Origin of the sequence: Acinetobacter sp. ANC 4973 (assembly GCF_002135275.1) — a bacterium.
In the GTDB taxonomy this organism is placed as follows: domain Bacteria; phylum Pseudomonadota; class Gammaproteobacteria; order Pseudomonadales; family Moraxellaceae; genus Acinetobacter; species Acinetobacter kyonggiensis.
In genome coordinates, this window is record NZ_NEGM01000010.1 from 47,462 (window position 1) to 60,446 (window position 12,985).

Genomic DNA, 12,985 nt, shown 5'->3' on the forward strand with positions numbered 1-12,985 from the left:
AAACCTATAGTTTTAAATATGAATCGCGCGCTGCATGGCAGATAAAATAGATTCATGCATCGCTTCAGATAGTGTCGGATGCGGAAAAATCACCTGAGCTAAACTGTCATCGGTGGCTTCAAGGTACTTGGCAATTGCAAAACCTTGAATATGCTCGGTGACTTCATGCCCAACCATATGTGCGCCCATCAATTCGCCCGTTTCACGGTTGATAATGGTTTTGACAAATCCAGCGCTGGCGCCTAAAGCCAATGCTTTGCCGTTGGCCTGAAATGGAAATTTGCCAATATTGACTGAATAACCCGCTGCTTTGGCTTGCTGTTCAGTTAAGCCAATACTGGCCACTTGCGGATGGGTAAAAATACAGCCCGGAATTTGGGTGCGATCCAGCGGATGAACATTACCTATACCAGCAATTTTTTCCACACACAGAATAGCTTCATGACTGGCTTTATGCGCTAAGCATGGCGCACCCGCAACATCGCCAATCGCATACACGCCCACCACATTGGTTTTGCACCATTGATCGGTTTTAATAAAGCCTTTGTCCAATTCAATACCCAAACTGTCTAAACCCAGCTCGGCAGAATTTGGTCGCACGCCAATGGCAGACAGCACTTTGTCGAAAGTTAAGTGTTGCACTCCTGCTGCTGTTTCAATTTGGCAAGTGACTTGCTCATTCTGAATGTGCAAACTTTGCACTGTAGCTTCGGTCAGAATTTTCATACCGCGCTGCTCAAACTGCTTTTGCACATACTGCGCCACTTCCGCATCTTCTGTCGGCAGAATCTGCTTGGCAATGTCTAGCAAAGTGACTTCACAGCCCAAGTCATGATACAAACTGGCAAATTCACTGCCGATTGCCCCCGAACCAATCACCAGCAATGATTTCGGCAACTGTTCAGGTATCAGCGCTTCTTTATAGCTCCAGACATATTTTCCATCGACAGGCACTTGAGGCAGTAACGCTGCATGTGCTCCAGTTGCGACAATAATATGCGGTGCAGAAAGCTGCTGCTTGTTCCCCTCAGCATCGGTCAATTCTAAGCGTTCTTTCGCAGTAAACTTAGCCTTGGCATTAAAAACCGTGATTTGATTTTTTTTCAGCAGCTGCCCAATGCCTTGCACCAATTGGCTTGATACTTGTCGGCTATGCTTCACCAATTGAGTTATATCAAAATCAACAGTACCTACACTAAAACCAAACTGCTGGCTATGCTTAAGCTGCTGAGCAAGTTCTGCACCATGCAGTAATGCTTTGGTTGGAATACAGCCCCAGTTCAAGCAAATGCCGCCCAAATGATTGGCCTCAACCACCGCAGTTTTCAGTCCAAGCTGGGCTGCGCGGATGGCGGCTACATAGCCACCCGGCCCAGCACCAATGACGATCAAATCAAATTGAATGTCTGACATGTTCAATCTCCTACACCAAAATTAAGGCAGGATTTTCAACAAACTGCTTAAAAGCTGCTAAAAATTTCGCACCCAGTGCCCCGTCAATCACACGGTGATCGCAAGACAAAGTTGCTGTTACCATCTGGCGGATCACGATCTGGTCATTTTCAATTACTGCACGCTGCTCCGATGCGCCCAAGGCCAAAATAGCACCCTGTGGTGGATTGATAATCGCATCAAACTGCTTCACGCCCAGCATGCCCAAATTTGAAATGCTGAAACTGCCGCCTTGAAATTCATCTGGTGCAAGCTTTCCTATTTTGGCGCGTGTGGCTAAATCCCGAACCTCAGCAGAAATTTCTGCTAAAGACTTTTTATTCGCTGCTTTCACAATTGGCGTGATCAAGCCATTTTCAATGGCAACCGCGATAGAAATATCCGCATGCTTAAATTGTAAAATCTGCTGATTTTCTTCATCAAACTGCACATTGACTTGCGGCACTTTCATCAAGGCAGCAGCGGCAGCTTTAATCAGCATGTCATTTATCGACAGCTTAACCTGCGGAACCGTGGCATTAATTTGGCTGCGCAGCGCCTGAATAGCATTGACATTTAAATCAGCAATCAAGCGGAAATGTGGTGCATTGCGTTTCGCAGACTGCAAGCGTGAAGCTATTGCTCTGCGCATGCCATTCATGGCAATTGTAGTCACTGCGGCAGATGGAGCGGGTGCAGACGCACATTCCGTATGGCTTACACTTGGATTGTCACGTGCATAAACAGCTTCAACATCTTCCTTGCAAATACGGCCGCGCGAACCAGAGGCACGGCAATCATGTAAATTAATGCCCCATTGTTTGGCTAGGCGACGTGCGACTGGCGTGGCGGCAATTTGGCTGTCATCGGCAGTCGATTTGACCGCTTTACCGCTGGCTTGATGACGAATATCTGGCCACTGACCACCCGCTGTAATCACAGCGGTTTGAATATCACTGACACTGATGCGGCCTAAACGTCCAGATCCAGTAATTTTTGCCAAATTGACTTGATGCTTCTCTGCCAGCTTTTGCGCATGCGGGGTTGCGAAAATATCTTCAGACCGCTGATAACCTTGCAGCGCTGTAGGAATCACATAACCGCCTTGAACAGCAGGCTTTGAGGCTTTTGAAATGTTATTTTGCACAGGCACAACTTGTGCTGCGGTTTTAACCTGAACTGGTGCAGTTTTTTCCACAACGGCTTCAACTGTTTTTGTTTCGCTTTTTGATTCGCTTGCAGCTACAGGTGTACCGCCCAAAGACTGAACAAAGGCATCAATCTCTGCATCTGCAACCTGCGGTTCAGCGCAGACTGCAATAAAGCCACCGACAATTAAAGTATCCCCATTTTTTGCGAGAATTTTACGCAATGTGCCTTCGAATGGCGCTTCCAGCACATTGACGATTTTTGTGGTTTCAATCTCACAAATTTCCTGCCCTTTGGTAAAATGTTCACCCTCTTGGATGAGCCACTGGGCAATGGTGCCCTCTTCCATGGACAGCCCCCATTTGGGGATTTCTAAGGTTTTAATTTCGCTCATCCTAAGCCTCCAAAGTTTTACGTACAGCCTGTTCAATACGCGCTGCACTTGGCAGCCATTCTTTTTCTAGCACAGGGGAAAACGGTACAGGTGAATGTGGCGGAGTCACCAACTCAATTGGCGCTTTTAAATAGTGGAAGCCTTTTTGTGCAATCAGCGCTGCAACATCGTGGGCAAAGCCACAGCGGGCAGCAGATTCATCGACAATCACAACACGACCAGTTGAAGCAACCGACTCTAAAATACCCTCTTCATCCAAAGGTGAAATGGTTCGAGGGTCTACGACTTCAACTGATATGCCCTCTTTCGCCAGCTTGTCTGCAACTTCATTGGCGCGATGCACCATTAAGCTTAAGGCAATGATGGTGACATCCGTCCCTTCACGGGTATAGTTCGCCACGCCAAAAGGAATCGTATAAGCCTCATCGGGTACTTCACCCTTGATGTCATACAGCAATTTATGCTCACAGAACACCACTGGATCATCATCACGAATGGCTTGAATCAGTAAGCCTTTCACATCATAAGCACTAGACGGTACAACGACTTTTAAGCCGGGAACTGAGGCAAAGACATTATAAGGAGACTGTGAATGCTGTGCTGCGGCAGAAAAACCAGCACCGATCATGCCGCGTACCACCATTGGTGCTTTGGCCTTACCACCGAACATATAGCGGAATTTTGCCGCTTGGTTATACAGCATGTCATAGCACACACCGTAGAAGTCCATGAACATCAGGTCGGCTACAGGACGCAAGCCTGTCGCGGCTGCTCCTGCTGCCATACCGATAATGGCAGATTCGGTAATTGGAGTATCAATAACGCGCTCTGAACCAAACTCTGTCCATAAACCTTTAGTAACACCCAATACACCGCCAAAACCTTCCAGTTTATTGTCGTCGGTATTTTTGCCGCCATGACCGCCACGGACATCTTCACCCACCACAATGACCGAAGGATCACGGCGCATTTCTGATTCAATCGCTTCTTTAATCGCATTTCGATAACTTTTATTTGGCATTGCTTTACTATTCCTTTAGTAAGAGACGTAAACATCGGTAAGTAGTTGGGAAACTTCTGGATATTTTGCTGCGCGTGCTTTGGCTACAGCATCATCAACATTGGCTTTTGAAGCTGCATCAATCGCATCCAGTTTGGCTTCATCAATTTTGCCTTTGACTTTTTCACGGAAAATTTTCAGCGGATCTTTATGCTCTTTCACATAATCCAGTTCTTCTTTGGAACGGATCAGCCCCGGATCACCTTCAAAATGACCATAAAAACGGTTAGTGACCGTTTCAATCACGCTCGGCCCTTCACCACGACGCGCCCGTTCAATGGCCTTTTGTGCAACCTCATAAACCGCAAAAAAATCTGTTCCATCCACTTTTTCAGCCGGTAGACCAAACCCAGCGGCGCGCCCTGCAATATCTTTGCTACCCACGGCATAATCATGCGCAGTGCCTTCACCAAAACCATTGTTTTCAAAAACAAAAATAACAGGAAGTTTTAAAACCACCGCCATATTGATGGCTTCAAAGGTAAGGCCCTGATTTGAACCGCCGTCACCAGTAAAGGACAAACCGATGCCGCCCGTTTTTAATGTTTTGGCGCTTAAAGCCGCCCCAATCGCCAAAGGTGGACCACCGCCGACAATACCGTTTGCACCCAACATGCCTTTATCCAGATCGGCAATGTGCATCGAACCACCTTTACCGCGGCACAGACCGTCATCCTTACCAAAAATTTCCAGCATCATGCCGTGAATATCGCAACCTTTGGCAATGCAGTGACCATGTCCACGGTGGGTCGAGGTAATAAAATCTTTATCGGTTAAATTTTCGCAAATCCCAACAGCAACGGCTTCTTCACCACTGTATAAATGAATGAAGCCGGGGATATCGCCAGTATTATTTTCATCGTGAAGCCGATCCTCAAATTCACGAATATCTCGCATACGCTTATATGCAGCTAGCAATTGCTCTTCCGTTAATTGCATATTCTTAATCCTTTCTCTTTACTATAAAAAGCAAAATTTATAATGTAAAAACTCTAAATTAATATTCAGAATTTATTTGTTTATATAAAAATATTTCTCTTTATTTTAATATTAGACTAAATAGCAAAAGCACAAATATTAAAAATAAAGTAATTAAAAACAATAATTTGAGATAACTTAATATTTGTAATTTTTTATTAATCATCAAAAAATCATCAAAACCAACTTTTAACCAACCTTTGTTTAATATTGTTGTTATTTTTATTTGAATTATTTAATTTAAGTAATATAAACAGGGTTTGACATTATAAATAATAATGTTCTCTCATATTTTAATTATTTTATTTAATGGACTATTTAAAATGGATTTAAAACACGCCGTTCAAACAGGTCAAAAATTAAGGGGTGCAGAGAAACTTGCACGCATCCCAGTTAAAATTATTGCCACCGAAAAGATTCTGCAAAAGCCAGAATGGATTCGTGCCAAAATCAACCATCCTGAAGAAATCAGGCAGATCAAAGACTTATTACGCCAGCAAAAACTGCATACTGTCTGTGAAGAAGCTGCTTGCCCCAACCTGCCGCAATGCTTTGGCGGTGGCACCGCAACTTTTATGATTATGGGCGATATCTGTACGCGCCGATGCCCGTTTTGCGATGTCGCACATGGCAGACCCAATATATTGGATCCTGATGAACCACGGCACTTGGCCGAAACGGTTAAAAATCTGGATTTAAAATATGTGGTCATTACTTCGGTAGATCGAGATGACTTAAAAGATGGCGGTGCTCAGCATTTTGCTGACTGTATTCAAGAAATTCGCCAAACTAGCCCAGAAACTTTAATTGAAGTTTTAGTTCCTGATTTTCGCGCTCGTCTGGATATTGCGTTAAAAATTCTCAGTGAAAATCCACCTGATGTTTTTAATCATAATATTGAAACCGTTCCTCGCCTGTACCGTGCCATGCGCCCCGGTTCTGACTATGCACATTCGCTGGATTTGCTGCGAAAGTTTAAAGAATACTGTCCAGATGTTCCAACCAAATGCGGGCTGATGGTCGGCTTAGGTGAAGTGGAAGCTGAAGTCATTGTTCTGCTGAATGACCTGAGTGATCACTGGGTCGATTATGTAACGATTGGCCAATATCTACAGCCATCGAAGTCACATGCACCTATTCAACGCTTTGTTTCTTTGCAAGAGTTTGAACACTATCAAATACATGGAGAGCGTTTGGGCTTTAAAAATATTTGGAGTGCACCAATGGTACGTTCCAGCTATTTTGCCGACCGTCAATATTATGGTGAACCTGTGCCCAAGCCATTTAAACGGGATAAACGTACATAATGAGAAAATAGCTCACCAGTTTTGCCAAAGTATATTTCTAGCAAAACAGTTACTTTTTTTAACATTTGAGTCAGAAATAAGTATTTCTTGTTGATCAAGAGGGTTCTAAAGTAAGCCTACAATAAGTACGACTAACCAAAGATCAGGCCATAGATAAAAAGATAGATGGCTTGTAATATGAGAATAGAAATAGGCACTGGGCATTATGGATATTGCAGCCCAATCATAAAGGAATATGATATGAACCTGTTCAATAAAGCACATGCTCAAGCATTGCAAACTACGCATTTGGTCAATCTGGCTGCGGTTCATGCAGCGCCTATTTTAACCCTGCCGCAAGAATCTCAGCCTTCATTGTTCCGCCGTTCTATTCAGCATAATTATACTGATTTGCTTAAAATTGCCGATGATTCTGGCATGGCGATTGGTTTAACGGATCATCACGGTACATTGTTATGGACATGGAGCAGCTCAGCCATGCTTTCTTCTGCCGAGCAGGTTCATTTCATTGAAGGTGGACATTGGTCAACTCAGGCAGTTGGAACCAATGCCATTGGACTGACACTAAACAGCCATACCTCTAGCTGCGTTTACTCGCATGAAAATCAAATGGACAGCGTGCGGGACTGGGTGTGCTATGCAGCACCGATTTTAGATCCCAGCTCTGGTCAGTTTCATGGCATTATCAACCTTTCAACCAAATATAAAAAGCATACGCCACTCGGTTTACTTGCAGTTGAGCGTTGTGCAGATTTGGTACAACGTGCCATACAGTTTGAGCAGAAAAATGTACTGTACATTAAAGCCTTAGGTACACCTTGGATTCAGTTTAATCAGCAGGTTTTAACCCTGAGTCACCGACAAATTGAGATCCTGTGTATTTTAGCCTTACATAAAAATGGAATTGGTTTAGATGAATTGCATTATGCCTTGTACGGCGAACGCGATGTCAGCATTAAGACACTTAAAGCAGAGCTTTCCCAACTGCGCAACTTACTGCCAAATTGTATTGAACCCCGCATTTACAAATTAAGCTGTGAAATTCAATGCGACTTTTTAAGAGCCGAACAATCCTTAAATGCAGGCTTTCTTGCCAGTACTTTCGCGCTATATAAAGGAAGTTTTCTCAGTAAATCTGAAAGTCCATTTTTAAGTACATGGCGTAACTGTTTTGATGCACGACTCAGCCATCTTATTTATCAGATGCAAGATATTGATCAATTGTTACGAATTATTGGTCGTGTTCCTGAACGGATTGATGCGGTACAGCGTCTTTTGGAATTGCTTCCACAAGACAACAACTATAGAGATTATTTTTTAAAATTACTCTAAGCCGCATTCATCTTTATTAGATAAAAAAAGCAAAATTGAAAAACTCAGTTATTCAATTTTGCTTTTTTTAAACTTTAGTAACTCAGCCAGCACTAGGCGCAACCCCGTCATACTTGTGGTTGCGCCTAGCGATGACTCTAATCCTAACTGGCTAAAGCTAGCGTTTTGGCACGAGCCGCATGCAGTTTTTTGTAACTTTCAATTAAACGTAAATGGCGGTCTAAGCCTTCAAGTTTCATACTTGTTTCTGTTAAACCGTAGAAACGTACACTACCGTCCATAGAACCAATGACTGCATCCATACGTTCGTCACCAAACATACGGCGGAAATTGGCTTCATAATCATCCAAGTCCATCTCATCATCAAGTTCGACTTCTAGAACCACATTCATACACTGATAGAACAATCCACGTTCAACGGTATTGGTGTTGTACTGAAGGAAGGTTTCCACGAGTTCTTTCGCTTCTTCAAACGCTTGTAAAGCAATATAAATCAGCAGTTTTAGCTCAAGAATAGTGAGCTGCCCCCAAACCGTATTGTCGTCAAACTCAATACCAATCAATGTGGTGATGTCGGTGTAATCATCCACTTCAACTTCTTCTAGACGTTCAGCCAATGCTTCAAGCTGTTCATCGTCCAAGCGGTGTAAGTTCAAGATATCTTCACGGAATAACAATGCTTTGTTGGTGTTGTCCCAGACTAAGTCTTCAACCAGATAAATTTCCGAATAACCTGGCACCAAAATACGGCAAGCTGTTGCACCTAAATGCTTATACACCGCCATGTAGACTTCTTTGCCCATATCTTCAAGAATGCCAAATAACGCCGTAGCTTCTTCAGCATTGGAATTTTCACCTTGATTGGTAAAGTCCCACTCGACAAATTCATATTCTGACTTCGAGCTAAAAAAGCGCCATGACACCACACCACTAGAGTCAATAAAGTGTTCAACAAAGTTATTCGGTTCAGTTACGGCATTGCTGCTAAAGGTTGGTTTTGGTAAATCATTGAGACCTTCAAAACTACGACCTTGTAACAATTCTGTCAGACTGCGTTCTAATGCCACTTCCAATTTTGGATGCGCACCGAATGAGGCAAATACACCACCCGTACGCGGATTCATTAAGGTCACGCACATCACAGGATACTTCCCGCCCAATGAAGCATCTTTTACCAATACTGGAAAACCTTGTTCCTCTAAGCCTTTGATCCCTGCCAAAATACTTGGATATTTTGCCAATACGTCTTGCGGTACGTCAGGTAAGGTCTTTTCACCTTCCAAAATCTCACGTTTCACAGCACGTTCAAAAATTTCTGACAAACATTGTACCTGTGCTTCAGCCAAGGTATTGCCTGCACTCATGCCGTTACTTAAATATAAGTTTTCAATTAAGTTCGATGGGAAATACACCACCTCGCCATCGGAATGACGTACAAATGGTAATGAACAAATGCCACGTTCAGTATTGCCTGAGTTGGTATCATATAAATGCGTACCCAGCAGTTCATCGTCTGGATTGTAAATTTCTAGACAATATTCATCAAGAATTTCAGTCGGTAACTCACCTTCTGCACCCGGCTTAAACCATTTTTCATCTGGATAATGCACAAATTCAGCATGGGCAATGTCTTGACCCCAAAACTGATCGTTATAGAAGAAATTACAATTTAAACGCTCAATGAATTCACCCAGTGCCGAAGCCAAAGCACTTTCTTTGGTTGAGCCTTTACCATTGGTGAAACACATTGGTGATTGTGCATCACGAATATGTAAAGACCACACGTTCGGCACAATGTTACGCCACGAAGATATTTCAATCTTCATGCCTAAGCCTGCCAAAATACTGGACATATTGGCAATGGTTTCTTCTAACGGCAGATCTTTACCTGCAATAAAAGTACTGTTTTCTGAAGTCAAGCTTGGCATAAGCAACGCTTGTGCATCGGCATCAATGCTTTCTACTTCTTCAATAATAAATTCTGGCCCTGTTTGAATCACTTTTTTTACGGTACAGCGATCAATTGAGCGCAAAATGCCTTGGCGATCTTTTTCTGAAATATCGGCAGGCAGCTCAACTTGAATTTTAAAAATCTGCTTGTAGCGATTTTCTGGATCAACAATATTATTCTGCGACAGGCGAATATTGTCAGTCGGAATATCACGCGCTGCGCAGTACACTTTTACAAAGTAAGCCGCACATAATGCCGATGATGCCAGAAAATAGTCAAACGGACCGGGTGCAGAACCATCACCTTTATAGCGAATCGGCTGATCGGCAATCACCGAGAAGTCATCGAACTTGGCTTCTTGTCGAAGGTTGTCGAGATAATTAACCTTGATTTCCATGCTGGCACCTAACTATTCTTATGTGTCAGTACGGACACATAAAATTCCAAATATTGAGATATAAGCCGAATCACGGATAAGAAATTGACTTAAAAAAAGAGTGACTAGAGCAATGCGTTCAGTGGCCACACTTAGCGACTGACTCTAGTAATGATGGGCGCTATTATAGAGTTATTTTGTGGAGTTGATAACTTTTGTCTGTCTTTCCAGCTTATTTATGAAATTTATTTAAAATAATAACAACTTAGACTTAAATTTCCCCCGACTTACTCTGCAAAAATCATGCATTGCAGTCAGGTACAAGCAATACTGCATTTAAAATAGGCGATCTAATACTCAAGCAGGCTGACCAAATCACCTTCAATGCATTTTTCTTGCTATGTACTTTTTCATATATTCATAACCATCATTTAATTTTACAAAATTTAAGTGTATTAGATCGTGTGATCTTGTTGGATAAATTCAACAATAATAAGTGCTTGAATCACAAATATTTTGACCCATCGGTTAAAAACAAAAAGATCATTTATTGACGCGCTTAGTATAATAGGACGCATAATTTTAGGAATTTTGGTATTCCAAAAATTTGACTTGTTATCCCGCTCCAACTTTACATATTGGAACAAGGTTATGGATTAAACCTCGAGTCAAGCGAGTACTGAATATAATGAGAATGGATTTGAATGAAAAAACTTAAACCTTATTTAATATGCTCTATGCTTTTAGGAGTGACTGCATGTGGCGGTGGAAGCGAAGAAGCTTCAATAGAAATACCTGCTAAAGAATCACAAAATAGCGCTCCTGTTGCAATCATTCAATCACAGCATAACTTTGCATCTATCGTAGTCGGATCTTCAATTGTGCTGGATGGTTCGCAAAGTAAGGATGATCACGCTCAAACGCTTCAGTATAAATGGTCTGTCAAATCTAAGCCTGAAAACAGCAATTCTTTTATAGGATCAACCAATAACAAAACATTGGAATTTAGACCTGACAGGATGGGTCGTTATGAACTTAGTTTAAGCGTCAATGATGGCGAATTAGAGAGTCAAAGTAGTGTAGTGTCGATACAGGTTGTGGAAAAACCGATTACACCACTTCAAAATGAATTGGGCAAAGTAGTATTTCGTGATGGATTTTGGACAGGAAGCATCCTTGTTGATAAAGCAAATATCAATGTAAATGACTACACATGGAGTTCAATTGGACTTCAGATGGAAAATAGTAGTTCAGCAGAAATTGTTAAAGACCCTGCGGGCAGTGGGCAAAATGTTGCAAAATTTACAGTTCCTGATGATGGTCAATCTTACAGAGCAGAAATTCAAAGAAAGCAGTTTGAATGGGGACATTATAATTATTCAGTTTCCCATTATATTCCTTCTACATGGCCACGCTTTGATTATGGAACTATTTTAACCCAATGGCATGGTTACAGCCTGAACAATAAAAATTTGAATCCACCTATTGCGTTAGTCCTGTTTGGGAAAAAACCTGAATGGCAGCTACATGTATATCAATTAAAGCCTTTATCTTCTCCCTTAGCTGTACCCGAAACGGTCTTAAAGCGTTATGTTCTAGACGTGCCTGTAAATTATGATCAATGGCATAATTGGAATTTTGATATTCAATGGTCTCAGCTAGATGCTCATCAGCAAGTGATTCCAGGGTTAATTGTGGTGAAACATAATGACAAGGAAGTGGCAAGAATTTCTGGAGAAAACAATTATCATCAAGCTTGGCCACCCTATTTCCAAATGGGGATTTATAGATCCAGCTGGAGAGAAGGTGCGCTAAACCGTCCAATAGAAGGACAAGCTATAGTGGTTTATCATAAAGATGTGGTGATCAAAGATCTGAATTAACAGTTATTCATTGCCTAATACCCATATTTTAAGCGATAGCGAGTGGGCAATTTCTTTTGGTATTTTAAATTTTACCTCACTCGCTATTTTTATTTCAGCATTGTTCAATACGCTAAATCGCTAACTTTCTTAATGTTAAAATTTGCTCACTGCGACCAAAAGGGCCATGCACATCATGCAAAATTGAACTGGTCATTCCAATACCATCTGTACCAAATTGCTGGATCGCGTCGATACCCAACCACTTGCCTTGGGGTAAACGGTGTAAATGGATCTGTAAATCTAGATTTGGAAATGCCCAGCCATCTGTCGGTTTTTGTCTTGGAACTATACCATTGGCGGTATCGACCAAGCCCATTAAAGCGACAAAATCAGTGCTCTGTCGCTTTTCAATCATAGCCAAAGGCGTAGTAAGCCAAACAACGCCTTTACCTGCCCGATGCTCTGTATTTGCACGAGTTTCAATACTTTGAATAAATCCACCCGGCCAGTGTTTCATCCCTTCCCAAATTTCCAGATTTTCTGGATGCTCCACCTTTTGGTCTTCTAGACCTTCAATGGCTTTTGTATCCTGTGTCATCATTTTCCATGCTCGTGCCACAATACAGGTCTTACCATTGGCTTGCATTTCAGATTCAATGAGTTCAATGGTTTTCCCTGCTCGAATCATTCGCGTAGTAATACTGAATTCACCAAATGCAATTAAACCAAAAATATCCAAACTGATTCGACCAATACGCATGTCATTGCGCAATTGAAATTGCTCCAACTCAGCACAAATAATACCCGTTGCAGGTGCCATATGCTGTTCATGTGGATTCCATGCACCCTGTGCATGAATATTGGAACGATAATAAGCCGTGACACTACCATCGGCATGTTGTTCACTGTTTAATAATGAATAATAAGCTGACATATATTCCCTATTTACCTGTTGGCTTTTACTTTATAACATTGAATTTATTTATTTTTCATATCATCATTTAGCTTTACATCATTTAGATGTGGCATAAAGATCATTAAAAATAAAGATTGAAATTAAGCATTAAAATCTTGCTTCTCCTTTTATTTCTATACACTGAAATAAAAGGAGAAATACAGAACCTGATAATCAATACCTGATA

The 12,985-nt window shown here is 41.9% G+C and carries 9 protein-coding genes; 3 read left to right on the forward strand and 6 right to left on the reverse strand.

Annotated features, from left to right (window positions below):
- Positions 1–12: 12 nt before the first annotated feature.
- Genes lpdA through B9T30_RS12530 form a run of 4 tightly spaced genes read right to left on the reverse strand, consistent with a single transcriptional unit; the run spans position 13 to position 4,973 of the window.
- Positions 13–1,413: a dihydrolipoyl dehydrogenase gene (lpdA, locus tag B9T30_RS12515; protein ID WP_086185289.1), complete on the reverse strand. Its 1,401-nt coding sequence runs from the start codon at positions 1,411–1,413 to the stop codon at positions 13–15.
- A 10-nt stretch (positions 1,414–1,423) separates the two neighbouring features.
- Complete coding sequence (locus B9T30_RS12520) at positions 1,424–2,974, reverse strand: 2-oxo acid dehydrogenase subunit E2 (protein WP_086185290.1); 1,551 nt, start codon at positions 2,972–2,974, stop codon at positions 1,424–1,426.
- 1 nt (position 2,975) lies between these two features.
- The gene (locus B9T30_RS12525) at positions 2,976–3,995 is read right to left on the reverse strand and encodes an alpha-ketoacid dehydrogenase subunit beta (protein WP_086166653.1); all 1,020 of its coding nucleotides are present in this window, start codon (positions 3,993–3,995) and stop codon (positions 2,976–2,978) included.
- Between the two features lie 15 nt (positions 3,996–4,010).
- Complete coding sequence (locus tag B9T30_RS12530; protein ID WP_086185291.1) at positions 4,011–4,973, reverse strand: thiamine pyrophosphate-dependent dehydrogenase E1 component subunit alpha; 963 nt, start codon at positions 4,971–4,973, stop codon at positions 4,011–4,013.
- Positions 4,974–5,335: 362 nt separating this feature from the next.
- Between B9T30_RS12530 and lipA the strand changes: the two genes are divergently transcribed.
- Positions 5,336–6,319, forward strand: coding sequence for a lipoyl synthase (gene lipA / locus B9T30_RS12535; RefSeq protein WP_086185292.1), 984 nt, complete (start codon positions 5,336–5,338; stop codon positions 6,317–6,319).
- Between the two features lie 240 nt (positions 6,320–6,559).
- The gene (locus B9T30_RS12540; protein WP_086185293.1) at positions 6,560–7,651 is read left to right on the forward strand and encodes a transcriptional regulator; all 1,092 of its coding nucleotides are present in this window, start codon (positions 6,560–6,562) and stop codon (positions 7,649–7,651) included.
- A gap of 143 nt (positions 7,652–7,794) precedes the next feature.
- Here B9T30_RS12540 and B9T30_RS12545 read toward each other — a convergent pair whose 3' ends face one another.
- Positions 7,795–9,999, reverse strand: coding sequence for an OsmC domain/YcaO domain-containing protein (locus B9T30_RS12545; RefSeq protein ID WP_086185294.1), 2,205 nt, complete (start codon positions 9,997–9,999; stop codon positions 7,795–7,797).
- Positions 10,000–10,682: 683 nt separating this feature from the next.
- On the opposite strand from B9T30_RS12545, the gene B9T30_RS12550 reads away from it, so the two are divergent.
- Complete coding sequence (locus B9T30_RS12550; RefSeq protein WP_086185295.1) at positions 10,683–11,861, forward strand: heparin lyase I family protein; 1,179 nt, start codon at positions 10,683–10,685, stop codon at positions 11,859–11,861.
- A 112-nt stretch (positions 11,862–11,973) separates the two neighbouring features.
- Here the strand turns inward: B9T30_RS12550 and B9T30_RS12555 are convergent, their stop codons facing one another.
- Positions 11,974–12,777 carry a thioesterase family protein gene (locus B9T30_RS12555; protein WP_086185296.1) on the reverse strand — a complete coding sequence of 268 codons (804 nt, stop codon included), beginning with the start codon at positions 12,775–12,777 and terminating at the stop codon, positions 11,974–11,976.
- Positions 12,778–12,985: the final 208 nt, after the last annotated feature.

Excerpts from the sequence above, each read along its gene's own strand:
- lpdA (WP_086185289.1), bottom strand. The coding sequence starts at position 1,413 with ATGTCAGACATTCAATTTGATTTGATCGTCATTGGTGCTGGGCCGGGT.
- B9T30_RS12520 (WP_086185290.1), bottom strand. The coding sequence starts at position 2,974 with ATGAGCGAAATTAAAACCTTAGAAATCCCCAAATGGGGGCTGTCCATG.
- B9T30_RS12525 (WP_086166653.1), bottom strand. The coding sequence starts at position 3,995 with ATGCCAAATAAAAGTTATCGAAATGCGATTAAAGAAGCGATTGAATCA.
- B9T30_RS12530 (WP_086185291.1), bottom strand. The coding sequence starts at position 4,973 with ATGCAATTAACGGAAGAGCAATTGCTAGCTGCATATAAGCGTATGCGA.
- lipA (WP_086185292.1), top strand. The coding sequence starts at position 5,336 with ATGGATTTAAAACACGCCGTTCAAACAGGTCAAAAATTAAGGGGTGCA.
- B9T30_RS12540 (WP_086185293.1), top strand. The coding sequence starts at position 6,560 with ATGAACCTGTTCAATAAAGCACATGCTCAAGCATTGCAAACTACGCAT.
- B9T30_RS12545 (WP_086185294.1), bottom strand. The coding sequence starts at position 9,999 with ATGGAAATCAAGGTTAATTATCTCGACAACCTTCGACAAGAAGCCAAG.
- B9T30_RS12550 (WP_086185295.1), top strand. The coding sequence starts at position 10,683 with ATGAAAAAACTTAAACCTTATTTAATATGCTCTATGCTTTTAGGAGTG.
- B9T30_RS12555 (WP_086185296.1), bottom strand. The coding sequence starts at position 12,777 with ATGTCAGCTTATTATTCATTATTAAACAGTGAACAACATGCCGATGGT.